25 protein-coding genes are annotated in these 24,268 nt (G+C 68.4%); 16 read left to right on the top strand and 9 right to left on the bottom strand.

What is annotated here, in order from left to right; translation table 11 throughout:
* Positions 1-159: 159 nt before the first annotated feature.
* The 5 genes from TFC3_RS30060 (at position 160) to hemB (ending at position 5,854) form a co-directional block, all read left to right on the top strand.
* On the top strand, positions 160-900 hold the full coding sequence (locus tag TFC3_RS30060) for a redox-sensing transcriptional repressor Rex (RefSeq protein WP_067508774.1): 741 nt from the start codon (positions 160-162) through the stop codon (positions 898-900).
* Entirely contained in the window at positions 897-2,192 is a 1,296-nt protein-coding gene (locus tag TFC3_RS30055; RefSeq protein ID WP_067508772.1) for a glutamyl-tRNA reductase, read from the top strand. Before TFC3_RS30060 ends, TFC3_RS30055 begins: the two co-directional genes overlap by 4 nt.
* Entirely contained in the window at positions 2,189-3,118 is a 930-nt protein-coding gene (hemC, locus tag TFC3_RS30050; protein WP_067508769.1) for a hydroxymethylbilane synthase, read from the top strand. Before TFC3_RS30055 ends, hemC begins: the two co-directional genes overlap by 4 nt.
* Entirely contained in the window at positions 3,115-4,701 is a 1,587-nt protein-coding gene (locus TFC3_RS30045; protein WP_067508767.1) for a uroporphyrinogen-III synthase, read from the top strand. Before hemC ends, TFC3_RS30045 begins: the two co-directional genes overlap by 4 nt.
* A 163-nt stretch (positions 4,702-4,864) precedes the next feature.
* Positions 4,865-5,854 (top strand): porphobilinogen synthase, encoded by a 990-nt coding sequence (hemB, locus tag TFC3_RS30040; RefSeq protein ID WP_067509860.1) that lies wholly within the window; start codon positions 4,865-4,867, stop codon positions 5,852-5,854.
* A 47-nt stretch (positions 5,855-5,901) separates the two neighbouring features.
* On the opposite strand, the gene TFC3_RS30035 is transcribed toward hemB, so the two are convergent.
* On the bottom strand, positions 5,902-6,924 hold the full coding sequence (locus TFC3_RS30035) for a GNAT family N-acetyltransferase (RefSeq protein ID WP_067508765.1): 1,023 nt from the start codon (positions 6,922-6,924) through the stop codon (positions 5,902-5,904).
* An 81-nt stretch (positions 6,925-7,005) separates the two neighbouring features.
* Positions 7,006-7,326, bottom strand: a complete 321-nt coding sequence (locus tag TFC3_RS38890) for a hypothetical protein (protein WP_201787287.1) — start codon at positions 7,324-7,326, stop codon at positions 7,006-7,008.
* A 1,296-nt stretch (positions 7,327-8,622) separates the two neighbouring features.
* Here TFC3_RS38890 and TFC3_RS36410 point away from each other — a divergent pair.
* On the top strand, positions 8,623-8,859 hold the full coding sequence (locus tag TFC3_RS36410) for a zinc ribbon domain-containing protein (protein WP_082772607.1): 237 nt from the start codon (positions 8,623-8,625) through the stop codon (positions 8,857-8,859).
* Between the two features lie 59 nt (positions 8,860-8,918).
* On the opposite strand, the gene TFC3_RS30025 is transcribed toward TFC3_RS36410, so the two are convergent.
* On the bottom strand, positions 8,919-9,119 hold the full coding sequence (locus TFC3_RS30025; protein ID WP_067508763.1) for a hypothetical protein: 201 nt from the start codon (positions 9,117-9,119) through the stop codon (positions 8,919-8,921).
* Between the two features lie 759 nt (positions 9,120-9,878).
* Here TFC3_RS30025 and TFC3_RS30020 point away from each other — a divergent pair.
* Positions 9,879-12,458 carry an adenylate/guanylate cyclase domain-containing protein gene (locus tag TFC3_RS30020; RefSeq protein WP_067508761.1) on the top strand — a complete coding sequence of 860 codons (2,580 nt, stop codon included), beginning with the start codon at positions 9,879-9,881 and terminating at the stop codon, positions 12,456-12,458.
* On the opposite strand, the gene TFC3_RS30015 is transcribed toward TFC3_RS30020, so the two are convergent.
* Entirely contained in the window at positions 12,459-12,929 is a 471-nt protein-coding gene (locus TFC3_RS30015; RefSeq protein ID WP_067509856.1) for a phospholipase, read from the bottom strand. It abuts the gene before it with no gap.
* A 191-nt stretch (positions 12,930-13,120) separates the two neighbouring features.
* On the opposite strand from TFC3_RS30015, the gene TFC3_RS30010 reads away from it, so the two are divergent.
* The 3 genes from TFC3_RS30010 to TFC3_RS30005 all read left to right on the top strand — a co-directional run bounded on the left by TFC3_RS30010 (position 13,121) and on the right by TFC3_RS30005 (position 15,241).
* Positions 13,121-14,134: a potassium channel family protein gene (locus tag TFC3_RS30010; RefSeq protein ID WP_067508759.1), complete on the top strand. Its 1,014-nt coding sequence runs from the start codon at positions 13,121-13,123 to the stop codon at positions 14,132-14,134.
* A gap of 454 nt (positions 14,135-14,588) precedes the next feature.
* Positions 14,589-14,957, top strand: a complete 369-nt coding sequence (locus TFC3_RS37505) for a hypothetical protein (RefSeq protein WP_153040540.1) — start codon at positions 14,589-14,591, stop codon at positions 14,955-14,957.
* Positions 14,954-15,241 carry a hypothetical protein gene (locus TFC3_RS30005; protein WP_067508758.1) on the top strand — a complete coding sequence of 96 codons (288 nt, stop codon included), beginning with the start codon at positions 14,954-14,956 and terminating at the stop codon, positions 15,239-15,241. The genes TFC3_RS37505 and TFC3_RS30005 overlap by 4 nt, the downstream gene beginning before the upstream one ends.
* Here the strand turns inward: TFC3_RS30005 and TFC3_RS30000 are convergent.
* Positions 15,238-16,269 carry a 2-oxoacid:ferredoxin oxidoreductase subunit beta gene (locus tag TFC3_RS30000; protein WP_067508756.1) on the bottom strand — a complete coding sequence of 344 codons (1,032 nt, stop codon included), beginning with the start codon at positions 16,267-16,269 and terminating at the stop codon, positions 15,238-15,240. The genes TFC3_RS30005 and TFC3_RS30000 overlap by 4 nt on opposite strands.
* A complete protein-coding gene (locus tag TFC3_RS29995; protein WP_236718609.1) occupies positions 16,262-18,040 on the bottom strand; it encodes a 2-oxoacid:acceptor oxidoreductase subunit alpha in 1,779 nt (592 codons plus the stop codon). Before TFC3_RS29995 ends, TFC3_RS30000 begins: the two co-directional genes overlap by 8 nt.
* Before the next feature lie 283 nt (positions 18,041-18,323).
* On the opposite strand from TFC3_RS29995, the gene ndhC reads away from it, so the two are divergent.
* The 5 genes from ndhC (at position 18,324) to TFC3_RS29970 (ending at position 21,184) form a co-directional block, all read left to right on the top strand.
* The gene (ndhC, locus tag TFC3_RS29990; protein ID WP_067508752.1) at positions 18,324-18,701 is read left to right on the top strand and encodes an NADH-quinone oxidoreductase subunit A; all 378 of its coding nucleotides are present in this window, start codon (positions 18,324-18,326) and stop codon (positions 18,699-18,701) included.
* 101 nt (positions 18,702-18,802) lie between these two features.
* Positions 18,803-19,513: a DivIVA domain-containing protein gene (locus tag TFC3_RS39775; protein ID WP_067509852.1), complete on the top strand. Its 711-nt coding sequence runs from the start codon at positions 18,803-18,805 to the stop codon at positions 19,511-19,513.
* Complete coding sequence (locus TFC3_RS29980; protein ID WP_067508750.1) at positions 19,510-20,004, top strand: SRPBCC family protein; 495 nt, start codon at positions 19,510-19,512, stop codon at positions 20,002-20,004. The genes TFC3_RS39775 and TFC3_RS29980 overlap by 4 nt, the downstream gene beginning before the upstream one ends.
* Positions 20,005-20,008: 4 nt before the next feature.
* Positions 20,009-20,587: a DNA-3-methyladenine glycosylase I gene (locus TFC3_RS29975; RefSeq protein ID WP_067508748.1), complete on the top strand. Its 579-nt coding sequence runs from the start codon at positions 20,009-20,011 to the stop codon at positions 20,585-20,587.
* 39 nt (positions 20,588-20,626) lie between these two features.
* A complete protein-coding gene (locus TFC3_RS29970; protein ID WP_067508746.1) occupies positions 20,627-21,184 on the top strand; it encodes a hypothetical protein in 558 nt (185 codons plus the stop codon).
* Between the two features lie 45 nt (positions 21,185-21,229).
* On the opposite strand, the gene TFC3_RS29965 is transcribed toward TFC3_RS29970, so the two are convergent.
* The 3 genes from TFC3_RS29965 to TFC3_RS29955 form a co-directional block, all read right to left on the bottom strand.
* Positions 21,230-22,027 carry a trypsin-like serine protease gene (locus TFC3_RS29965; RefSeq protein WP_067508744.1) on the bottom strand — a complete coding sequence of 266 codons (798 nt, stop codon included), beginning with the start codon at positions 22,025-22,027 and terminating at the stop codon, positions 21,230-21,232.
* A gap of 114 nt (positions 22,028-22,141) precedes the next feature.
* A complete protein-coding gene (locus TFC3_RS29960; RefSeq protein ID WP_067508742.1) occupies positions 22,142-22,930 on the bottom strand; it encodes an enoyl-CoA hydratase-related protein in 789 nt (262 codons plus the stop codon).
* On the bottom strand, positions 22,927-23,739 hold the full coding sequence (locus TFC3_RS29955; RefSeq protein ID WP_067508740.1) for a PaaX family transcriptional regulator C-terminal domain-containing protein: 813 nt from the start codon (positions 23,737-23,739) through the stop codon (positions 22,927-22,929). Before TFC3_RS29955 ends, TFC3_RS29960 begins: the two co-directional genes overlap by 4 nt.
* Before the next feature lie 307 nt (positions 23,740-24,046).
* Between TFC3_RS29955 and TFC3_RS36405 the strand changes: the two genes are divergently transcribed.
* Positions 24,047-24,214 carry a DUF3117 domain-containing protein gene (locus TFC3_RS36405; RefSeq protein WP_015625691.1) on the top strand — a complete coding sequence of 56 codons (168 nt, stop codon included), beginning with the start codon at positions 24,047-24,049 and terminating at the stop codon, positions 24,212-24,214.
* The last annotated feature ends 54 nt before the right edge of the window (positions 24,215-24,268 follow it).

Genomic DNA, 24,268 nt, shown 5'->3' with positions numbered 1-24,268 from the left:
TGACATGATCTTTGTCCAGTTCCGCTATCAAGATCGCGATTTGTGCACGCCTTCACAAGCGCCTACGCTGTGACTCCGACGAGCCCCGCTATCACAGCCCTCCAACCCAGGCTTCAGTGGGCTCTCCGCAGGTTCGCCACCTTGTCGGCACGGAGTCAGATGAGCCAGCAGCGTCATGGAAACACGCCCGGCAACGCCGGCGCAGTGCCCGCCTTCCCGGATCTTCCGGAAGCGACGATCGCACGGCTGCCGGAATACCTTCGCGCCCTGCACAACCTCGCGGAAGCCGGCTCGGACACGATCTCCAGCGAGGGGCTCGCCGCCGCCGCGGGCGTCAACTCCGCCAAGCTGCGCAAGGACCTCTCGCATCTCGGGTCCTACGGCACCCGCGGCGTCGGCTACGACGTCACCCTGCTGATCGACCAGATTGAATACATTCTCGGCCTCGACCAGCGCCGCGCCGTGGCGCTGGTCGGTGTCGGCAACCTCGGGCACGCGCTGGCCGGCTACGACGGGTTCGCCAGCCGCGGTTTCCGCATCGTCGCGCTGTTCGACGCCGACCTCGACCAGGTCGGCAAGGCCATCAACGGGCTCATCGTGCGCCACGTCGGCGAGTTGCGCCGCGCGGTCGTCGACGAGGGCATCACCATCGGGGTCATCTCGACCCCGCCCAACGCCGCGCAGGGCGTCGCGGACGATCTGGTGGCCGCGGGGGTCACCAGCATCCTCAACTTCGCCCCCTGCGTGCTCTCGGTTCCAGCCGGGGTCGATGTCCGCAAGGTAGACCTGGCCGTCGAGCTGCAAATCTTGTCTTTCCACGAGCACCGCAAAGCCTCGCTGACCGCCCTGCCCGGCGGTCGCGTCGACCAGAGCGGCAACCAGGAGGCGGTCGGGTCGTGAACTTGCTCAGCGTCGGTGCGTCGTACCGGACGGCCGGTGTCGGCACCCTCGAGCGACTCTCGATCGCCGGCTCCGACATCCCGGCCGTGCTGCAGAAGCTGGTGGCGCAGCCCTACATCGGTGAGGCGGTCCTGCTCTCCACCTGCAACCGGGTGGAGGTATGGGCGGCGGTCTCCAGCTTCCACGGCGGCCTCGGTGACCTCTGCACCGTGCTTGCCGATGAGTCCGGCATCGGGTCCACCGAGCTGGCCTCGCACCTTTACGTGCACTACGACGAGGCGGCCGTGCGCCACTCGTTCCGGGTGTCCTCCGGGCTCGACTCGATGGTCGTCGGCGAGTCCCAGATTCTGGGCCAGCTGCGTGATGCATACCACGTGGCTACCGAGGCCGACTCGGCTGGCCGGCTGCTGCACGAGCTGATGCAGCAGACGCTGCGCGTGGGCAAGCGGGCGCACTCGGAGACCGGCATCGACAAGGCCGGGCAGAGCGTGGTTACCGCCGCCCTGGACGTGGCCGCCGACGTGTTCGGCGGCGACCTCGCCGGGCGCAAGGGCCTGGTGATCGGGGCCGGCGCGATGGGGGCGCTGTCCGTGGCGACCCTGACCCGCTCCGGCGTGGGCCCGCTGCAGATCACCAACCGCGGTGCCGACCGGGCCGCCCGGCTCGCCGAGGCCTACGGCGCCACGGCGGTGCCCTTCGACTCTCTCGACGCTGCCCTCGCGAAAGCCGACCTGGTGGTTTGCGCCACAGCCTCGACCGAGCCGGTGCTCACCCCCGACCGCCTGACCGGGCGCGATCGTGAACTCGTGGTGCTCGACCTGGCGGTGCCGCGCGACGTCGCCCCGGGCGTGGCCGAACTGCCCCACGTGAGCGTCGTGGACATCGACGGGCTGGCCGCCAGCCGTCGGTCGCTACCCGCCGCCGCCGACACCGCCGCGGTCGAACAGATCGTGTCCTGCGAGGTAGACCACTTCCTCGCCTGGCTGCGCGGGGCCGACATCGCCCCCACCGTGGCCGCCCTGCGCACCCGCGCCGATGAGGTGGTCACAGCCGAGCTGCGCAAGCTGTCGTCGCGCCGCCCGGAATTCACCGACGAGCAGCGTTCCGACGTCGCCCGCACCCTGCACCGGGTGGTCCAGCAACTGCTGCACTCGCCGACTGTCCGGGTCCGCCAACTTGCGGCCGAGCCCGGCGGCGACCAATATGCGGCCCTGTTACGGGAACTGTTCGACCTTGACGTCCCGCACGCGACCCAGGCTGACGCCGTACCGGAGATCGGAGGAAAAGCGTGACCACCCCGCTACGCCTCGGCACCCGGGGCAGCAAACTCGCCTTGGCCCAGAGCCAGATGATGGCCGACGAGCTGACCGCGCGCACCGGCGTGCCGGTCGAGCTGGTCCGCATCGTCACCGCCGGTGACCGTTCGGCCGCCCCGGTGGCCCAGCTCGGCGTCGGGGTGTTCGTTTCCGCCCTGCGCGACGCGCTGGTCAACAGGGAGATCGACTTTGCGGTCCACTCCTACAAGGACCTGCCCACCGCGCAGCACCCCACGCTGCACATCGCCGCCGTGCCGGTCCGTGAGGACCCGCGCGACGCGCTGATCGCCCGCGACGGCAAGGCCCTGGCCGAACTCGCCCCCGGGTCCACCATCGGTACGGGCGCGGTGCGCCGAATCGCGCAACTGCACGCTTTGGGCCTACAGTTGCAGGTCACGCCGATTCGCGGCAACATCGACAGTCGCATCGCGAGGGTGTTCGGCCCCGAAGCCGACCTCGATGCGGTGGTCCTGGCGCGGGCCGGTGTGGCGCGTCTCGGCCGCACAGCCGAGATCGCAGAAACGCTGGATCCGATGCTCATGCTGCCCGCCCCTGCCCAGGGTGCGCTGGCGGTGGAGTGCCGGTCCGGCGACGCAGACCTGGTCGAGCTCCTGGGGATCCTCGACCATGCGCCGTCCCGAGCCGCCGTCACGGCGGAACGGGCGTTGCTCGCCACGCTCGAGGCCGGATGTTCCGCTCCGGTCGCGGCACACGCCGAGCTTGCCGAAGGCGAGCACGGCGACGAGATCTACTTGCGCGGTGCGGTGATCAGCCCGGACGGGGCCCGAGCTGTCCGGCTGTCGCGCACCGGTACGCCCGCCGGCGCGGCGGAGATCGGCAAGGCGCTCGCCGCCGATCTCCTCGAGGCCGGCGCCGACACCCTGATGGGGAGCACAGAATGACCACCCGCACCGCCCGCAACCGCGCCGGACGCATCGCGTTCGTCGGCGCCGGACCCGGCGACCCGGGCCTGCTGACGCGCCGGGCCCACGACACCCTCGCCGACGCCGACCAGGTCATCTACGACCGTGGCGTCCCCGAGTCGCTGCTTGCGGCGATCAAGGCGGAGGCCAAGGACGACACCCAGTTCAGCCCGGCCGAAGGCGCGCCCGGCGACGTGGCCAAGGTGCTGCTGTCCGCGGCCAAGTCGGGCCTGTCCGCCGTGCACCTGGTGGCCGGCGACCCGTTCGGGCACGAAGCCGTGGTGCACGAGGTGCACGCCGTGGCCCGCACCGCCGTGCACTTCGAGGTGGTCCCGGGCCTGGGCCAGGCCGAGGGCGTGGCCACCTACGCGGGTGTCCCGCTGCCGGCGGTCCGCACCGTGGCCGACGTGGACGACGTCTCCGCGCTGGACTTCGACGCCCTCGCGGCGGCCGCTCTCAAGGGCTCCTTCGCGGTGGCAGTGGACGCCGGCGACCTCGCCGCGGTCCGCGACGGCCTGCTGGCCTCAGGCATCGAACCGGGCCTCCCGGTCGGCGTGACCGGCGACGGCACCGGCGAGACCCAGTACACGACCACCAGCACGGTGGACAGCTTCGTGGCGGCGGCCCTCGGCTTCACCGGCCGCGTCGTTCTCACCGTGGGTGGGGACGTGGCCGAGCGCGACAAGCTCAGCTGGTGGGAGAACCGCCCGCTGTACGGCTGGAAGGTGCTCGTCCCCCGCACCAAGGAGCAGGCCGGCGCGATGAGCGCCCGGCTGCGGGCGTACGGCGCCATCCCCTGCGAGGTGCCCACCATCGCCGTGGAGCCGCCCCGCACCCCGGCGCAGATGGAGCGCGCGGTCAAGGGCCTGGTCGACGGCCGCTACGCCTGGGTGGTCTTCACCTCGGTCAACGCGGTGCGCGCGGTCTGGGAGAAGTTCGCCGAACATGGCCTTGACGCCCGCCACTTCGGCGGCGTGAAGATCGCCTGCATCGGCGAGGCGACGGCCGACGCGGTCCGCGACTTCGGCATCCAGCCCGAGCTGATCCCGGCTGGCGACCAGTCCAGCGAGGGCCTGCTGGCGGAGTTCTCCCCTCACGACGAAATCCTCGACCCGGTGGGCCGCGTCCTGCTGCCCCGAGCCGACATCGCCACGGAAACCCTGGCCGCCGGTCTCATCGAGCGTGGCTGGGAGGTCGACGACGTAACGGCCTACCGCACGGTCCGGGCAGCCCCGCCTCCGGCCGACATCCGCGACGCCATCAAGTCCGGCGGCTTCGACGCGGTGCTGTTCACGTCGTCCTCCACGGTCCGCAACCTGGTGGGCATCGCGGGCAAGCCGCACGCCCGCACGGTGGTGGCGGTCATCGGCCCCAAGACCGCGGAAACGGCCACGGAGTTCGGCCTGCGCGTCGACGTCCAGCCGCAGCACGCCTCGGTGCCGGACCTGGTCGAGGCCCTGGCGTCGTACGCGGTGGAGCTGCGCGAAAAGCTGGCAGCGATGCCGGCCAAGCAGCGGCGCGGGTCGAAGGTGCAGGGGCCCACGGCGCTGCGGTTCCGCTGACGGTTGGCAACTGGTACGGGCCGGGACGGGGCTGCTGCTCCGGACCGGCCCTCGCCTTTTGGCAGGGTCGTAAGCTCGATAGTTGACTGTTGGAATGCCCCGGCTTGATCGAGCCGGTGATGATTTGCCGGCTTGTGCGGCCGGCTTGGGTGAGGGAGTGAGCGTGTCGTACCCCGACATTCGCCCGCGCCGGCTGCGGCGCACGGCTGCCATGCGTCGGCTGGTGGAGGAGACGCAGGTTTCGCCGGCCGAGCTGGTGTTGCCGCTTTTCGTCAAGGAGGGGCTGAGCGAGCCCCGGCCCATTTCGTCGCTGCCCGGTGTCGTTCAGCATTCGCGGGAGTCGTTGCGGAAGGCTGCGCACGAGGCGGTCCGGGCCGGTGTCGGGGGGCTGATGCTTTTTGGCGTACCGGAGAATGCCAACAAGGATGAAACGGGCTCCTGCGGGCTTGACCCTGATGGTGTTCTGAACGTCGCCATCCGTGACGTGGTGGCGGAGGTCGGCGACTCGTCGGTCGTGATGAGCGATCTGTGCCTTGACGAATTCACATCGCACGGGCACTGCGGTGTGCTCTCCGCCGACGGCACGGTCGACAACGACGCCACCCTCGACCTGTACGCCAAGATGGGTATCGCCCAGGCCGAAGCGGGCGCCCACGTGGTCGGACCCTCCGGCATGATGGACGGGCAGGTGGGCGTGATCCGCCGCGCCCTCGACAAAGCTGGTTACCAGGACACCGCGGTGCTGGCGTACGCGGTGAAGTACGCGGGCGCCTTCTACGGCCCGTTCCGCGAAGCCGTGGAGTCGACCCTGCAGGGAGACCGCCGGACATACCAGCAGAGCCCCGGCAACCTGCGCGAGGCGCTGCGCGAGGTTGACCTGGACGTGGCCGAGGGCGCGGACATGGTCATGGTCAAGCCGGCCCTGCCCTACCTCGACGTCGTTGCGGCCGTGCGCGAACGCGTGGACATCCCGGTGGCGGCCTACCAGGTTTCCGGCGAGTACGCGATGGTCGAAGCGGCAGCGGCAAACGGCTGGATCGACCGCGAAGGCGTGCTGCTGGAAACCCTCACGTCGATCAAGCGTGCCGGCGCCCAGATCATCCTCACCTACTGGGCCACCGAGGCTGCCCGGCTTCTCCGCGACCGTTACTGATCACCGCGCTGCCCGCCGGGGTGGGGCTGCGCGCCTCGACCCCGGCGTCAGTCCCGGGATTCGAGCCGGTGGACGAGCCGGACAACATCGGCGGCGTATTCGTACCAGTCCCGGTCTGATTGAAATCCGAGTTCGGCGTTGACCTTCAGCATTGATTCGTTGTGCTGGGCATTCCACGTCTGGACCTGGTGCAGTCCGGGTTCCGCGGTGCGCAACTCGAACAACATGCGGGCTTTGATCGCGCGGTCGATGCCGTAGCCGCGGTGTTTTCGTACGACGATGGTGTCGTATTGATCTGCTCGTTCCGGATGTTGGGCCGGGACAACGAGTTCCGTGAGGCCGGCCACTTCCCCCGTTTCCTCGTGAATTGCCAGCACCACATAAGGTTTCAATCCGCGCCGGTGCAGGGTGTCCAGACTGTCGCGCAGTCGTTGCGGATCGGCCGAACTCGGGCGGCTGTCCGGGTCGTTATCGTCGCCGTCCTGAGCCTCCAGCTTGGCCTGTGCATAGGCTTCGAGCAGCTCACGCGGCGGTCCACCCGGGTAATATTCGACCTTGTATCCGGGGCTGAGGCCGCTTGCCATGGTGCCCAGCGACTCCCAATCCACGCTGGACAGGCTCAGCACGCTGCGGGCTTCCACGTAATCCTTGGTGAAGCCCAGATATTCGTAGAACCCGATCGCCGAAGTGCCACCGATAGCCTCGACGCTTATTGACGAAAAGCCTTCGAGGTACGCCCGCCGCGCCGCAACCGCCACCAACTGCTGACCCAGCCCGCGACGGCGCAGCCGGGGATGCACGAACACCTCGAGCACACCGGCATTACCCAGCAGCAGCAGCGTGACGTGCCCGAAGACCTGGCCTTCGCCTTCGGCCACCCGATCGTCCTCGGCTACCCAGCTGATCCGGCGCTCGCCCGGCATCGTCTCGGCCAGGTACTCCCTGACCTGGACGTCCTGCCACGATGGATCGTCCGGGAGGTCGGCTGCCAGCACCTGGTTCAGCGTCTCCACGAGCGATTGGATCTCCTCGTCCGACGCGGACCGGGGATCCCATTCACGCACCCTCACTCGTACAGCTTGCCGGTATCTCGACCTTCAGGGAAGTGCCCGTCAAGGATATGTACGCGGCCAATCACTGTGGGTGGCAACTTAACCGCGGCTCAGCTCACCGTAACTGTTCGCAGTGTCGTAAACCTTCTGCGCGTACGGCCGCACGGCGTTGTACGACAGAATCGCCTCCCACCAGGCATCCGGCTTGGCCAGGTCCCGGCCGTTCTTGCACAGGTAGACCCCCGCGGCCAAGGCGGCGTCATCAATGTCATTGGGGTCGGAAACACCATTGTTGTCGGCGTCCACAGCGTTCCCGGTAGCCAGCTCGTTCCAGGTCTGCGGGATGAACTGCAGCGGCCCGATCGCGCGATCAAAGGTCGGATCCTTGTCCAGCACCCCCTGATCGGTGTCCCGGATCACCTGCCGGCCACCCTCCCCATTGAGCGGTAACCCGTAGATCGGCGGAGTCACCGTCCCATCGGCACCGAGCACCGCATTCTGCGCACTCCCATGGGCGGACTCAACAAGCCCAATCCCAGCAATAGTGGTCCATGTCAAATGGCAACTAGGAGCCCGCCGGGCCATGACCAACTGCGCGTACCCGTAAGCCTGAACCGCCACCACCGGCACACCCAGACGCGTCCCCACCTGCTGAGCCCACCCGTTCAATTGATCGGCAGGCCGCCCACCGGTGGATGTCCCGCCGGTAACAGCTCCGGGGACAGTGCCGGGCGCGGTGGTCGTCGTGCCGGTAGGAAGCCCGCCGCCAATGACCGGGGGAGTGGTGATCCCGGTCGGCACACTCACGCTCGGAAGCGGCGCCGCCGGCGCGGAAGCAGGAACAGACCCCGACGCAATCGCGGCATCCTGCCCAAACCCGGGAGTCGCGCTGGGCGCCGGAGCAGCATCAAGCGCCTGCGGTACGAGATAAGCGCCAGCCGTGCCCGCAGCCCCCAGGAGAAGAACGGCAACGACGGCAGGCAGCACGAAGCGACCCGTAGGCCGCTTGGCCCACTCCGTCGTACCCCGAGCCATCCGCGCCGGATTCGCCTTCCGTAGCCCTCGCGGCTGGCTGTGCCGGGAGGCCAGGGCCGCGGCAGTTACCGAGGGGGCGGCCATGCCGTCGAGTGCGCTGCCTTTGCCTGGCTGTTTGTCCTTGGGGTTGGGGGACGGGGTGGCCTTCTTGTCCGCGCCGTCTTTGGCTGGGCTGTCCTTTGCTGGGCCGTTCGTGGTCGGGCCGTCTTTGGCGGGGCCGGTGGCTTTGGCGGGGCTGGTGTCCTTGGCCGGGTTGGGTTCCAGCGCCGTCCCTGCTTCAGGCGTCGCTTTTCCCGGTGCCGAGCTGGCGGTGGAGGCCGCAGGTTTCTGGGGCACCGCATCCCTCGACGGCTCGCCTGCCTTGGGCGTTGGTTCCCGCAGCGTCGCGCCCACCTCGGACGTCGAACCCCCGGGTGTTGCGGTTGGCTCGCGCGTCGCGCCGGCCGTTTCGCCGGGCTTGGGCGCCGGGCTTCGTTCGGGAGCCGCGCCGGAGCTGCCGAGCGGGCCTCCGAGGTGCGGCGCCGCCGGACGATGCGAAGATTTTTTCTGCCCGTCAACCACCCGCACGACAGTACCGGGCCGACGCTCGGCGAAGCGTCATGGATCTCGTTCGATGACGGTTGTCCACAGCCACGCAACTGCGTTGCAGCGAATCTCCGGCCAAGCCCCTACCCTGGGCGGATGCCGCGATACGACTTCCGGTGCCGCGCCTGCGGCGACACCTTCGAGATCAACCGTCCCATGGCGGAGTCAGCTGCCCCGGCAGCCTGTCCCCACGGCCACACCGACACGGTGAAACTCCTGTCCACCGTCGCCATCGGCCGCGGCGGCGGAGTCTCATCCGGCGGCGGAGTGTCATCCGGCGGCGGAGGGGTGCCATCCGGCGGAGGCTGTTGCGGCGGAGCCTGCGGCTGCTGACCCGGCGCTGCCTGCTTCCCGGCAAGGTCGCGTACTGGCTCGGCACCTGGTCGAGGCGGTTACTCGGACCGGTAGCTGGTGGTGGCACCTCCTGAAGCTGCAGATGGGCTGGCGCGCCGGCCCGGCGGGTCGCCGCTTGCTCTGTGTTCCAGGTCGACCAAGGCCAGCGGGCCGGCGCGGTAGGGCGGGCGCAGCACCTTGGCCAGTGCGGTCGCGCTTGGGATGGTCTCCAGCGCGTTGGCTGCTGTTGCGTTGGACATGACGGGTCGCTAGCGCGTTGACCGAGGGGGCTCGCCAGCGGTCAGGCGTGGTTGCGGTTCATCTGGCAGCGGTTACCGCTGCGCTGAGCCCGGTGCAGGCTTCCTGGTGCATAAGCGTGGCTGGTTGTGGCCGCGCCGAGCGCGGTGGGTCTCCAGCGCCGCCGGGGAGCAGCGACTGCAACAAAGCGGACCCACGCCGAGTCCAGCGAGTTGCCGGGCGGCGCAGTTCGTGAGGTCGCTTGTCGTGAGGTCGTTTGTCGTGAGGTCGCTTGCACGGCGGAACCGGCGATTCACCTGGGCGAGCCCAGAGTCCACCGGTCCACGAGTGCCCCGCTGTACCCAGCCGCTCAATGAAGCAGTCACACGAAAATGCCCGAACCAATCCGCCACCCACCTCGTTCAGAGAAGCGAACTCCCGCCCGCAAACGACAACAACCCACAGCGCGCCCACCCACAAACCAACCCAGCAAGTGATCACCCGATAACCCCCCGGAGTCGCACAGGGAATCGCACTCCGGGACTCTTGCAGGGACGTACGTTCGGGTTGGCAGGTGTGGCCGACTGCTGCGTGACCCGGGTGTGAACCTTGTCGTTACGTCACTCGTAGTGGTGAGCGTTGCCATCGATGACTTCTCCTGGTGTCGTCCTTCCGGGGTCGGCCGTGGCGGGTGGACGGTTACCGACCGTTTCTACGATGTGCTTAGTGATTGCTGTGCGGCAGCATGAAGCGTGACTTCCAAGGGGGCGGAGGTTCTTACCGTGTCGGGACGGACCGAGCTGCCGAGCGGGCTGGTGACCTTTGTGTTCACCGACATTGAGGGCTCGACTCGGCTGGCCCGGATGCTTGGGGACGCCTACGTCGGCGTGCTGAACGCTCATCGCGACGTTATTCGGGCTGCTCTGCGTAATCACTCGGGTGTGGAGCTTTTTACGGAGGGTGACTCCTTTTTCGTTGCCTTTGCGGCGGCGGCGGACGCGGTTGCCGCCTGCGTGGCGTCACAGCGTGCACTTGCCGCTTACCCGTGGCCGAGCCCCGAAGCCGCCCCGCTGGTGCGCATGGGCCTCCACACTGGACACGCCGTTCCGCGCGACGGCGAGTACACGAGCACCGAGGTCCACCGCGCCGCCCGGGTAGCCTCGGCGGCCCACGGCGGCCAGATCCTGTGCTCGAACGCGACCGCCAGCCACCTCACCACCCACCCGAAGGAAGACCTCGGCCGGTACGTCCTGCGCGGCTTCGACGACACCGAGCGCCTCTTCCAAATCCTCTCCCCGGGCCTGCAACGTGACTTCCCCCGCCCTCGAACGCCGGGCGCACCGGTGCACAACCTCCCCGCCGACCTCACCCCTTTCGCCGGGCGCCAGTCCGAGGTCAGCGAGCTGCGCACCCTGCTCACCACCCACCGCATCGTCACCGTGGCCGGCTGCGGTGGCTCCGGTAAGACGCGCGTGGCCCACATGGCCGCTCGGCAGGCGCTCACCTCGTACGCGCAAGGAATCTGGGTCGTTGATCTCGCCTTGACCGGGGTTGAGCAGGGGCTCGCCGCGGCTTTGGGGGTGAGGGCCGAGCCGGGGCGGCCGCTGTTGGACTCGATCATCGAGCGGTGCGGGCACGGCGGGATGCTTGTCGTGCTCGACACCTGCGACGCGCGGCCCGCCGAAACGCGCACCCTGGTACGCCGCCTGCTCGCCGCCTGCCCCCGCCTCGACGTGCTGGCCACGTCGCGGGCGCCGCTCGGCGTGCCCGGGGAGCTGGTCTGGCGGATTCCCCCGATGGTGCCGGCCGATGCGTATGCGTTGCTTGCCAGCCGGGTGCAAGCGGCGCGCGGCGGACGGCCGGGTCCCGGGGATGACGGTGGCGATCTGGCGCGGGTGGCCGCCAAGCTGGACGGTCACCCGCTGGCCATCGAGCTCGCCGCCGATCGCCTGCGGTGGTTGTCGGCACCGCAGCTCGCGGCCCGGCTGCAGGACCCGATAGCCGCCCTCGACGCCGGCCGCAGCGACGCCGATGATGATGCGCTGAGCCGGCACGACAGCCTCACCCGCAACCTGGATTGGTCCTACCGCGCGCTCTCCGAACCGGCGGCTGCGCTGCTGCGGCGGCTGGCTGTGTTCGCCAATCCCGTCGAGCTGCCGACCGTCGAATGGTCTGGCGTGGATGCGTTCGGGGCGCTGAACGAGCTGGCCGATCGCTCGTTCATCGACGTGGTCAACGGGCCGCGCTACCGGCTGTCCGAGCAGGTCAAGTCGTTCGCGGCGCGGCGGCTGCGGGATGCCGGGGAGGAGGGTGCCGCGCGGGAAAGACACGTCTCGTGGGCTTTGCACATCCTCGATTCGGTGGCCGTCGACCCGCAGGGGCAGCCGCGAACGGTGTCGTTGACCGAGCTTTCGCCGTACGTGAAGGAATGGGAGGCCGCCCTGCGCTGGACCGTGACGAGCGGCAGCGTGCGCGCGGGACTTCGGCTGGCCGGCGCCCTTGATCCCTGGTGGCGTGAGCATGGCGGCGCGCGAGCCGGTCGGGAACTGCTCAATCGGCTCTACCGGAAGGCCCCGGAACCGAGCGGCGAGCTGGCCAGTGCCTATCTCATCCATGCCGGCCTGGCCACCGACCGTGACGAGCGCACCCTTTTCCTGCAGCGCGCCGAAAACCTGGCCAAGCAGACCAACAACCCTGCGCTTCAGGTACGAGCAAAAGCCGGCTACCACGCATCGCTGATCGAAGCCGGACTCGCCGAGCACCCGGAACGCCAATGCCGGGCAGTCATGCTGCAAGCCGAGCGGGCCGGCGTACCGGGAGCAGCCCTGCCTGTTGTTGTCGCCCTGGCTGAACTGCTCTGGCGGCGCGACGCGCTGGACGATGCCGCCGAGATGCTGGGTGGCGCCCGGTTGATCGAAGCCGGGCGGCCGGAGGATCGCGGTCGCCGCACTGTCGACTGGCTGCTGGGAATGGTCGCGTTGCGCCGGGGTGATCTGGTTGCCGCGCACGACCATCTGGTTGTCGCGTTGCGGTCGCGGCTGCGGCATGGGTTCCGGGGTGCGGCGGCCGATGCCGTGGCTGCCATTGCTGTGCGGTGTGCGCTGGGCGGAGATCTGCAGACCGCGGCTGTGCTGTTCGGTGGTGCTGAGTCGGTGCGGGGAGCGCGGCGGGCGACCCAGTTCGGTGGGTTCTGGGCCGGTCAGCAGGCGGCGCTGCGGCGCATGCTCGGTGATGTTGCCTTCGACGCGGCGTACGCCGAGGGTGCCGGGGGCGGTTTCATGAAAGCCGTGGCCATGGCGCTGGCGGTGGAGCACCCCGACCTGGAGCACCCCGCCGCCCGCTTTGCCCAAGCGGTGGGCTGATCAGCGGTTGAGCGCCTCGACCGACCCGAAGATGACGACGGCTTGGTAGTACGTCCACGCCAGTGAATAACAGGCCGGCTGGACCACACTGGAATAGGTGGCGCACTTACGCTTCATGTCGGCGTAAAACGTCTTGTCCAGCCGGTCCTTGTTTGCCGTGAACGTACCGATGTCCTTGTAATTGCGGTATCCGAAGTCGTGATGCCAGCAGGGCAGGGTGAAGTCGAATCCGAGCGGGTTGTCCGGGCTTGACGAGCAGTAGTCGGTGGACCAGTCGAAGCCGTACGACGCCCAGGGCGCCCGGTCGAGCCGGGCCGCGTTCCACTTCGCCGTGCTGGCGGCGGTGGGCTGGGTCCAGTCGGCGAGCACCTGGGCCTTGGTGGGGGCAGCGGCCGTTGCGACCTGAGCAGGGGCGACCAGGGCGACGGCGGTGAGGGCGACGACGAGCATGCGGCGCAGGGACCGGATCATCAAAACCTCCATCAAAGGTCAGACCGCCAGTCTCGGATCGCCCGGTTGCGTCATACAAGCGTGTCAATGGAGTTTCCCTTAACGATGACTCAACTCACCGGTGGGTATTCCGCCGCGCCCGCGTTACGTGCTGTCATGAAATGCGGTCTGGTTTCCGACCGCTATGGTGTGAACGTGCAAGCGGGCGCTCAGTGATTCGATTACCCCTGGTCCGGCAGGGACCGTTACGCGCATTGGGCGTGCGGGTCCTCGCTGCCGTCGTGCTGGTTCTGGTAACCGTCGCGATCATCTACTCCGGCCGGGCCGGTTACCGGGACGTCAATGAGGACGGCCTCACGCTGCTCGACTGCTTCTACTACGCAGTCGTCTCGCTATCGACCACCGGCTACGGCGACATCACCCCGGTGACTCCGCACGCCCGGCTGGTCAACATCCTGTTCATCACCCCCGCACGGGTGCTCTTCCTGATCATCCTGGTCGGCACGACCCTCGAGGTGCTGACCGACCAGTACCGGAACAGCCTCCGGGTGAACCGGTGGAGGCGAAAGTTGAAGGACCACATCATCGTCTGCGGCTACGGCACCAAGGGCCGGGCCGCGGTGGCCGCGCTCCTGGAAACCGGCTACGACAAGTCCCGCATCATCATCGTGGAGAACCGCGACGTAGCCCTGCGCCAGGCCGCCGCAAACGGCCTGGTAGCCATCGAGGGCAACGCCACCCGCTCGGCCGTGCTGCTCGAAGCGGACGTCAAGAACGCCAAGTCGGTCATCATCGCCACCGACAGCGACGAGGCCTCGGTGCTGATCTCGCTGACGGTCCGCCAGCTCACCGCCGGTCAGGTCCGCATCATCGCCTCGGTCCGCGAGCAGGAAAATGCGGCCCTGCTCAAGCAAAGCGGCGCCCACCACGTCATCGTCTCCTCGGCCACCGCCGGCCGCCTGCTGGGCCTGACGACCACCACGCCACCGCTGATCGACGTGGTCGAGGACCTGCTGACCCCTGGCCAGGGAATGGCCCTGGCCATGCGCTCCGCCGAACGCGCGGAAGTCGGTCAGAACCCCCGCGAACTCCCCACCCTGGTCGTAGCCCTTATCCGCCGCGGCAAAGTAGTCCCGCTGGGCGGCGCGCAAGCCATGACCATCGAAACCGGCGACATGCTCATCTACATCCGCGACGAGGAAAAAGTCCCGGTCAACACGCCTTAGATCAAGGTCCGGCTGTCGTAGCTGGTTGCCTGGTGCAGACCGCTGCTCACGCCGAGGGACGGGCGAGGGGCCTTGCTACCGCTGCCCCTCGCCCTCCACGTGCGTAAGTGGTGAGAGCCGGACTCTGCCTAACTTGCTTAGTGACTAGTCTCCGCTCTAGATTGATCCCCATCTCGGGCGGGGGTGCACAGTGGGCGATCCGGTGCGGACCTTGGGCGGCAGCGGCTGCCGCGCGCCACTGCTCCACCCGATGTTCTTGACGGGCTTCTTAGGCGTGTATCTCTGGGATGCATCTCGCGCTGCAGCGCAGACCTCATCTGTGCTGCGTCAACAGCCGAGCCGGTCGATGTGGGGCATAAAAAAACGGCCCTCATGGAGGGCCGTTCCTGCCGTATCTCTCGGCTTCGTCTACGGCCACCATACAACACTTCGCACACCTTTGGGGAGGGTGACCGTGGCCACAGTTGCCCCGTATGTCGACGGCTTCAACCTGTACTACGGAATGAAGAGTAAATACGGGAGGAAGCGTCTCTGGCTCGACGTGGTCGAGTTGATCAGGACACTTCGTCCGAACGACGATGTAGCGGTCGTTCACTACTTCACAGCGGTCGTCAAGAACGAACAGGCTGCGGCCGACAATCAGGACCACTACATCGAAGCGCTTAAAAGCGTTAACGGTTCGAAGGTCGACGTCCATCTTGGCCGCTTCAAAACTCGGACGATCGGCGCGTGCCGCCGGTGCGGACAACCGTATATCTGCCTTGTGGGCGCGAGTATCGGAGCTTTGAAGAGAAGGGGACGGACGTCGCGCTCGGCGCAATGATGGTCGCCGACGCCGCGCGGGGGATTGCCGGCTTGACCGTGCTGGTCACCGCGGATACGGACTTGGCGCCAGCCCTGGAGGCGGTACGCCTGGTGGCGCCGCAGCAGAAAATCTATCTGGCTATGCCGCCGGGGAACACCAAGCCCTCAGAACATCTGACGGCTGTCGGCAACATTGGTTATTTCCGTATCAACGAGGCGGCTCTGCGAGGTGCGCACCTGCCCGAGGCCGTTGCGCGCCCGGGTGGCGGGCGGCCGTTGCGCCGCCCGCCGAAGTGGTCCTAAAGGATCGTCCAGGTGTCGCCGGCGCTGAGGAGTTCGCCGAGCATCTGCTCCGGGGTGCCGGTGGCCTGAGCCTTGGCGTCGGACAGTTGCTTCTGCACCACGTCGTCGTAGGTGGGGCGGGCGACGTTGCGGAACACGCCGATCGGGGTGGTGTTCAGGTCCGAGCCGGACAGCCGGCTCAGTGCGAACGCGTACGCCGGGTCGTCGACCGTTGCGTCGTGGACGATCGGGGTGCCGCCCGGCTGGACCTGCAGGCCGAAGCTGCCCTCCGGGTGGACCACCGCGTACTGCTGCTCGTTGCCGAACGTGATGGGCTGGCCGTGTTCCAGGCGGATCAGGTGCTCGTCGCGGGTGTCGGCGTCTTTGATCAGGTCGAAGGCGCCGTCGTTGAAGATGTTGCAGTTCTGGTAGATCTCAACGAACGCCGAACCCTGGTGCTCGGCCGCCGCGCGCAGCACCGACTGCAGGTGCTTGCGGTCCGAGTCGATGGTGCGGGCCACGAACGTCGCTTCGGCGCCCAGGGCCAGCGACAGCGGGTTGAACGGGGAATCCGCCGAGCCCACCGGGGTCGACTTGGTGATCTTGCCGATCTCCGAGGTGGGGGAGTACTGGCCCTTGGTCAGGCCGTAGATCCGGTTGTTGAACAGCAGGATCTTCAGGTTGACGTTGCGGCGCAGCGCGTGGATCAGGTGGTTGCCGCCGATCGACAGCGCGTCACCGTCGCCGGTCACCACCCACACGCTCAGGTCCGGGCGCGACGCCGAGAGGCCCGTCGCGATCGCCGGGGCGCGGCCGTGGATCGAGTGCATGCCGTACGTGTTCATGTAGTACGGGAAGCGCGAGGAGCACCCGATGCCGGAGACGAAAACGGTGTTCTCCCGGGCGATGCCCAGCTCGGGCATGAAGCTCTGCACGGCCGCCAGGATCGCGTAGTCGCCGCAGCCGGGGCACCAGCGGACTTCCTGGTCGGACTTGAAGTCCTTTGTGGTCAGCTTGACCGGGGTGAGCGGGATGGAGGTACTAACCATTCTTGACCACGTCCTCGAGCATGTTCTCCAGCGTCGCGGCGGTGAACGGCAGGCCGCTGACCTGGTTGAAGGGAATCGCGTCGACCAGGTACCGGGCGCGGATCACGTGGGCGAGCTGGCCCAGGTTCATCTCCGGGATCACGATCTTGTCGTAGGCCTTGAGCACCGAGCCGAGGTTGGCCGGCAGCGGCGCGAGGTGCCGCAGGTGCGCCTGGGCGACGGGCAGGCCACGCTGACGCAGCGCCCGGCAGGCCGCACCGATCGGGCCGTAAGTCGAGCCCCAGCCGAGCACCAGCACGCGAGCGTTCTCGTCCGGGTCCTCGACCTCGACATCGGGCACCGGGATGTTCTCGATGCGGGCCTGGCGGGTGCGCACCATGAAGTCGTGGTTCGCCGGGTCGTACGAGATGTCACCGGTCTTGTCGGCCTTCTCCAGCCCACCGATGCGGTGCTCCAGACCCGGGGTGCCCGGGATCGCCCACGGCCGGGCCATGGTCTCGGGGTCGCGCAGGTAAGGCAGGAAGCGCCCGTCCTCGCCGTTGGGCTCGGTGGCGTAGGCGACCGAGATGTCGGGCAGCTCGGACACCTCGGGCAGCAGCCAGGGCTCCGAGCCGTTTGCCACGTAGTTGTCCGACAGCAGGATCACCGGGGTGCGGTAGGTCAGCGCGATCCGGGCGGCCTCGATCGCGGCGTGGAAGCAGTCCGACGGGGACTTCGGTGCGATCACGGCCAGCGGGGCTTCGCCGTGCCGGCCGTACAGCGCCATGTTGAGGTCGGCCTGCTCGGTCTTTGTCGGCATGCCCGTCGACGGACCGGCGCGCTGCACGTCCACGATCACCAGCGGCAACTCCAGCGCGATGGCCAGAGAGATCGTCTCGCCCTTGAGCGCAACACCCGGACCGGACGTGGTGGTGATGCCCAGGGCGCCACCGTATGAGGCACCGAGCGCGGCACCGATTGCGGCGATCTCGTCCTCGGCCTGCATGGTGGTCACGCCGAACTTCTTGTGCTTCGAGAGCTCGTGCAGGATGTCCGATGCCGGGGTGATCGGGTAGGCGCCGAGGAAAACCGGGAGCTTTGCTCGTACCCCTGCTGCTACCAGCCCCAGAGCCAGCGCGGCGTTCCCGGTGATGTTGCGGTAGTTGCCGGGCAGCATCTTGGCCGGCTTGACCTCGTAGCGCACCGAGAAGTCCTCGGTGGTCTCACCGAAGTTCCAGCCCGCGGTGAAAGCGGTCTTGTTGGCCGCGACCAGCTCCGGGCGCTTGGCGAACTTGCGCTCCAAGAACCGCAGGGTCGACTCGTACGGCCGCGAGTACATCCAGCTGAGCAACCCCAGCGCGAACATGTTCTTGGCGCGCTCGGCGTCCTTTTTCGACAGCCCGGAATCGGCCAGCGCCGCCACCGTCATCGAGGTCAGCCCGACCGGATGCACGGCCCACTGGTCCAGCGAACCGTCCTCCAGGGGCGAGACGCTGTAGCCGACCTTGACCAGGTTGCGCTTGGTGAACTCGTCGGTGTTGACGATGATGTCCGCGCCGGCCGGCAGATCGGCGAGGTTGGCCTTGAGCGCCGCCGGGTTCATCGCGACCAGCACGTTCGGCGAGTCGCCGGGCGTGAGGATGTCGTAGTCAGCGAAGTGCACCTGGAAGCTCGAGACACCCGGCAGGGTGCCCGCTGGAGCGCGGATCTCAGCGGGGAAGTTGGGCAGCGTCGAAATGTCGTTGCCCAGCTGCGCGGTTTCCGAAGTGAACCGGTCACCGGTGAGCTGCATACCGTCACCGGAGTCGCCGGCGAAGCGGATGACCACGCGGTCCAGCTGCTCGACAGGCTTCACGGGAGCCGCCACGTTCCAACCTCCTGATGGTGCGGCCGGCGGGTGCGCACGTCGCTGGGCCGGCCCGCTTGAGTCACTTCCAGCTTACGTCGGCACCCCTTACCGCCCGCTCGAGCTGCAATAGACCCGACGCGAACCGGGACAAGACTAGCCAGGTAAGCCTTGCCTGAGCCAAAGGTGTCCACTCTTCGGTTAGCGAACCGGACGCTAGGCTGCCGGGGTGGACGGGTATCTGGGCTCCTACGCCCTGCTGGGGCTGGTGATGGCGGCCGGTGTGCTGGTGTTCGTGCTGGCCTTTGGCGCCAACAAGCTGCTGCGTCCCGCGAACCCGGCAGAGCCGCCCGGCAAGCGGGTCGCCTACGAAAGCGGCATCGATCCGGTGGGCGGGGACTGGGCGCAGGCGCAGATCCGTTATTACGTGTACGCGTACCTCTATGTGCTCTTTGCGGTGGAGGCGGTTTTTTTGTTTCCCTGGGCCGTGATCTTTGATCGGCCTGGCTATGGCGGGGTGACCATCACCGAGATGGGCATCTTTGTCGCGGTGCTGGTACTCGGGATCATCTATGCCTGGCGGAAGAAGATCCTGACCTGGACGTGACCGGTCTCACGGGCCGCACCCACGAGACCGGCGCCACAGCGTTTCCCCGAGGCGGGGTGGCGGGCTCGCCACGCCGCAGCGCGCATGCCACGATCGTGCCCATGGGTCAGCTACTCCTCTTCGTCGTCGTGGCACTCGTGGTCGCGGCGATAGTCTTCGGCGTAACCGTCATGGTGAGCGGCGGAGACCCCGGTCTGACGCCGGTCGAGCCCGACGGTAAGGCCCTCCCGCTGCCGAACGACCGCCCGCTGGGTGAGGACGACGTCTTCCGGGCCCGCTTCGACACGGCGTTCCGCGGCTACCGGATGGCCCAGGTCGATCAGGCGCTGCAGCGCGCGGCCTACGACATCGGTTACAAGAGCGAGCTGATCGGGGTGCTGGAGGCGGAGGTCGCGGCCCTGCGAGAGGGTCGTACGGCCGATGCTGACGTGCTGCGGCGCGCTCGTGAGGCTGCGGTGGCTCCCGCGGGCGGGCCTGGCACTGGTTCCGCGGCCGAGCCCGGCGCGGTGCCGGCGCCTGACGCTTTGGTGGCCGGCGCTCCCGGCGATTCCGATGCACCATCCGCTGAAGGTGACGAATCGGTTAAGGCGGAGAGGGAGACGGACGAGGTCGCGCCGGGCGGGGCCGGGGAAGCCGCACCGGCACCACCCGAAGCCGGAAGCGCGATCAGCACGCCGGAGCCGGCAACCGCGCCGCGGGAGGCCGCGAGCAAGCGCAGCGCCTCCGCCAAGCCCCAGGACACCCCGCCACCGCAGACCAGCCCCGCCCAAGCCGAACCCACCACCGGCAACGCCGCAGCGGAGCGCCGATGACTCAGAACGGCACCCCCGGCGGCGTCGGCGACGCGGCTCAGCCCGGCACCGGCGAGGTCACCGCCACAGTTATCGTCAACGCTCCCGCGCCCAAGGTGTTCGCCGCGTTCATGGATTGGGAGCGGCAGGGCGACTGGATGCCGTTCACCAAGGTGCGCGTGGTGGAGGGCGACGGCGGCGAGGGCAGCCTGGTCGAGGCCATCACCGCGATCGGGCCGGCTGCGCTGCGCGATGAGCTGCGGGTGGTCCGGGTTGACGCGCCCTACGAGGTCCGGGTTGTGCACTGCGGCAAGGTGCTGCGGGGGCCGGGTTCCATGCGGTGCACGGCGATGGGCGGGGAACGTACCCAGGTTGTTTTGCATGAATGGTTCCATCTTCCTGGCGGAGCGGTCGGCAAGCTGGCCTGGCCGGTGCTCTGGCCCGGGTCGAAGTTGAGCTTCAAGGGCGCGCTGAAGAAGTTCGGCCGGCTCATCGAAGAGGGCAAGCTGTAGGGCGATGACAGACGACGGCTTGCTGGTCGGCGCGGACGGGCTGGCCCGGTGTTTCTGGGCCGGCAGCACCCCGGACTACCTGGCGTATCACGATGACGAGTGGGGCAAGCCGGTGCACGGCGATGATGCCCTGTTCGAGCGGATGTGCCTGGAGGCGTTCCAGTCCGGGCTGGCGTGGATCACGATTCTGCGCAAGCGGCCCGCGTTCCGCGCGGCGTTCGCCGGGTTCGACATCAAGACCGTGGCCGGGTTCGACGAGCGCGATGCCGAGCGGCTGATGGGCGACGCCGGGATCGTGCGCAACCGGATGAAGATCGACGCGGCGCTGCACAACGCCCGGGTCGCCGCCGAGCTGACGGTCGGGCTGAGTGAGCTGCTGTGGTCGTACGCGCCGCCGGCTCGGCCCCGGCCGGTTACCCGTGAGCAGGTTCCGGCTACCACCGAGGAATCGAAGACGCTCGCCAAGGAGCTCAAGAAACGCGGCTTCAAGTTCGTCGGGCCGACCACCGCGTACGCCCTGATGCAGGCCACCGGCATGGTCGACGATCACCTGGCCGGTTGTCACGTGCCCGCGCGGGGGTAGTCATTCCGGGCCGATCCGGGGCGTGATGTCATAGTGCGCATGGCTCAATGGGCGGTGATCATTCCGGCGGATCGGTGGGCGACCGAGCGGTTGTTCCATCACGACACCTTGACGGTGGCGGGGTCGGCTGGGGCGCAACCCGCGGCCGGTGACGAGGTGCTGCTCGTGGCCGGGGACACCAGCGCGCACGTGATCGCGCTCGGCGTAGTGGTCGCGCAGGAGCGGTCGCGGCGGGGGGCGCACGGCGTTCCCGAGGTCGAGATCGCGTACACCCATCGGTCGTTCGACGAGCCGCTGCCCGCCGAGGGCCTCAAGCTGGACGAGACCGTCGCGCCGATCGATGAGGAGCTGTTCCGCGGCTTCGCCGGGCGCCTGGGTGGCGATCCGGACAAGCAGACCTGGCTGGTCAGCCTGGACCTGCCGATCGAGGCGGCCAGCGCGGCCGAGGCGGTGCGGCAGTTCTGGTCGTACGTGCTGGAGCTGGGCCCGGCCGAGCTGCCCGCCTTCGTTTCGCCGTCGGGCGACGAGCTGGCGATGCAGGCCTTCGTGCTCGGCGAGGAAGCCAACCAGGACCCTGAGGAAGAAGACGAAGACTGACCCCGCCCTCCGGCAAGGAGAGGACGGGGTCAGAAAGAGAACTGCTCAGCCGCCGAGCGAGGACGCCGCCGAAGCGATCGCCGAGGCGAAGTAGCTGACCTGGGTGTAGACGCCCGGCTTGTTCGGGCGGGCGCAGCCGTCGCCCCAGCTCACGATGCCGACCTGGATCCAGGCGTTGGCGGCGTCGCGGCGGAACATCGGGCCGCCCGAGTCGCCCTGGCAGGTGTCCACGCCACCGGCGGTGTAGCCGGCGCAGATCTCGTTGCTGGCGATGATCTCGCCGTTGTACATCGACGACGAGTTGCAGGTCGCGTCGCTGACGAACGGGACGGTTGCCTTGAGCAGGTAGCGCTGCTGTGAGCCGCCCTCGCTGGCCGCACCCCAGCCGGCGATGGTGAAGGTGCCCGAGTCGTACGCCGTGGTGGTCGCGATCGGCAACGTGGCCACGCCGGTGACCGGGCTGGCCAGGCGGATCAGGGCCCAGTCCTTGCCCGCGCCGGTGTAGCCGGGGGCCTGGTAGACGTAGTTCGACTTACGGGTGATCCTGCTGGTGGAGTTCAGGTCCACCACCCCGATCGTGGCCGTGATCGACGTGTTCGTACCCGTGCGGGTCACGCAGTGCGCGGCCGTCAGCACCAGGGTGGGGCTGTACAGCGCCCCGCCGCAGCCCATCGACAGGCGCACCATGAACGGGAACTCGCCCTGGGTGGCGCGGGAGCCGCCGACCACCTTCTGCGGGCCCGGGTCGGACGCTGCCGCCGGGGATGCCTGCAGCACAGTGCCCATCGAGGCGGCCGTGAGCGCGGCTACCACCACGCCCAGGACATTGCGGAACCTGACCATCCAAACCTCCCGAGGTGAAGCTGTGACGGAAGTTAAACATTTAGATGGCCCAATATGGCTATCCCGAAAGGCTCATACCGCGAAAGCGTACGGAGAGCGCACAGACGGGCACGTTCAGCGTCCCTCGAAGACCGGCTTCTGTTTGTTGACGAACGACGTCACCGCGGCCTGGTGATCGGCGGTAGCCCCGCAGATCGCCTGCGCCTGCGCCTCCGCAGCCAGCGCGTCGGACAAGGTCCCCGCCGTGCCGATGGACAGCTCCCGCTTGATCGCCGCGTACGCCACCGTCGGGCCAGCCGCGAGCCGAGCCGCGAACTCCTGCGCCACGGGCAGCACCTTCTCGTCGTCGTCCACCAGCTCGGTGAGCAGGCCGTAGTCCAGGCACTGCTGGGCTCGTACGGGCTGGGCGAGCAGCAGCAGCTCCAGCGCACGAGCCCGGCCCACGAGGTGCGGCAGGGACCAGGAGATGCCCGAGTCACCGGCCAGCCCCACATTGGCGAACGCCATCAGGAACGTCGTCTTCGGACCGCCGATGCGGAAGTCGGCGAGCAGGGCCAGCGACGCCCCGGCTCCGGCGGCGGTGCCCCGCACGGCGGCGACGACCGGCTTGGGCAGGCTGGCCAGGCGCTGGGCGATCGGGTTGTAGTGTGCTCGTACCGTATCCAGATCCGTTGCTCCGTTGCCCAGCGTCTGGGCGTGCTCCCGCAGGTCCTGGCCCACGCAGAACGCCTTGCCCGTGCCTGCCAGCACCACCGCGCGCACCGACCGGTCGCTGTCGATCTGCGCCAGCGTGTCGCGCAACGCCTCCTTGAGGTCCACATCGAGGGCGTTCATCGCCTCAGGGCGGTTGAAGGTCAGCGTGACGACGGCGTCGGTGCGTTCGACAAGCAGTGAGTCGGTCATGACTCAGAGAATCCCACACGGGCGCTGCGCGAGGCCGACAGCAAACAGTGCTCGACGAAGCGGTCGGCGGCCGGACGCAGCCGGGTGGCGTGCTTGTCGAAGAAGGATGCGGCGCTCACCCCGGGCCATTGCGAAGGCAGCAGGGACGGCGGCAGTTGCGGGTCGCGGAACAGGAACGAGCGCCACGCGTGCACCAACTGGAACCGGGCGGCGTAGGCCTCCTCGTCGGAGCTGCGGGCGTTCACCGCGGTCACGGTGGGGCGCTGCTGATCGATGAAATGCTCGTACGCCCGAGCGATCGCGGTCAGATCCCACGCTCGCCCGACCACCCCCGCAGCCCCCGGCGAACCCGCGGCGTGACTGGCGCTGAACCTTTCGTAGCCGATCCCGGCCTCGCTCAGCACCGCGTCGATCTCCTCGGCGGCCCGCGGCGCCACCCACGCATGCTCGCTGAGCATCCCGTAGCCGAGGAACGCCAGTTTCTGCCGTTCGCGCTTGGCCAGCGGGCTGCCGAGCATGATCAAGTCGAACCGGCCATCCCAGCTGACCCGTCCGGTGCGATAAACCCGGGCGGAAGCTTCATCCAGTCGGCGGGCCGCTTTCGGGGTCAGCAGATAGCCTGGTCCGGACACCAGGCGCAGCGGATGCAGCCAGCCCTGGCGCACCATCCGGGACACCGCGGTGCGCACCGCGGGGGGCGCAATCCCTATCGGGGCCAGCAGTTTCACCAGCGCGGCGACCGGCGCCCGGCCCCCTCGGGGGCGCAGATAGTCGCCGTAGAGGTCGAAGAGTGCCGACCGCGCCTGCATGACCGCACATTGTGACAGCCCAAAAGACGATATGCTAGACGCTGTCACATCAGTCCGGGCTGAGTTTGGGTTCGCCGGTGTTCATCAGGGAAAATGTTTGATCGGCACGGTGGGCCACGCCGGGTGACCTTGGCGAGGCCCGCAGCGCTGCGGTCTCGGGTCGGTCCAGCGGGGGCGACTCCGCCGGTCAGAAACGAGGTATGGCGCGCCGTGGGGCTGAGCACGAAGCGTCGATGCCGAGCTGTTCGAGAAGCAAGTGGCTGTGGGGCAACCCACCGACCCTGATGTAGGTCTGAGGGGAGACAAGATGGCGGCGATGAAGCCGCGGACGGGCGATGGTCCGCTGGAGGTCACCAAGGAAGGGCGCGGCATCGTCATGCGCGTCCCGCTGGAAGGTGGTGGCCGTCTCGTCGTTGAGATGACTCCGGACGAGGCCAACGCGCTGGGTGACGCGTTGAAGGCGATCGCCGGCTGACGTTTCACGTGGCCCGCCGGTACGGTACCTGCCGCACCGGCGGGCTTTCCACGT

It is taken from the genome of Actinoplanes sp. TFC3 (genome assembly GCF_001553785.1).
GTDB lineage: Bacteria > Actinomycetota > Actinomycetes > Mycobacteriales > Micromonosporaceae > Actinoplanes.
The sequence above is the reverse complement of the archived record's forward strand: the minus strand, read 5'-3'. Positions and strand labels throughout refer to the sequence as shown.